Annotated in this window: 1 pseudogene; it reads left to right on the top strand. The window is 42.8% G+C overall.

Annotated features, from left to right (window positions below):
• A pseudogene (locus tag UF06_RS25110) lies at nt 1–418 on the top strand (ABC transporter permease); the annotation flags it as partial.

The raw sequence follows: 418 nt of genomic DNA, 5'->3' as shown, positions 1-418 counted from the left end.
CGCCCTTTCTGAAGAGCAGATGGCCGAACATAATGCATTTTACGGCTTAGATAAACCCGTCTTTGAAGCGTACGCAGAGTGGCTTAGTCGATTATTGGTTGTAGATTTCGGCGAATCGACACGTTATTACGAACCCGTTGGTACGATGATCGCGGAGCGTCTGCCTGTTTCGCTGTTTTACGGTGGTAAGACCTTTTTTATCAGTTATTTCATCTCCATCCCTCTTGGTTATTTTAAAGCGATCTAACACGGCTCTGTATTTGATTCAACCTTTTCCATTCTGATCTTCGTTGGTTATGCTTTACCAGGTTATGTGGTTGGTGTTTTTCTTATTACTGTTTTCTCCTATATCCTTGAATGGTTTCCAATGGGGGGATTTGTCGGGGATGATTTCTCCGATTATGAAACGCTCTTAGAG

It is taken from the genome of Vibrio sp. S234-5 (assembly GCF_000960595.1).
Lineage (GTDB): Bacteria > Pseudomonadota > Gammaproteobacteria > Enterobacterales > Vibrionaceae > Vibrio.
The sequence above is the reverse complement of the archived record's forward strand: the minus strand, read 5'-3'. Positions and strand labels throughout refer to the sequence as shown.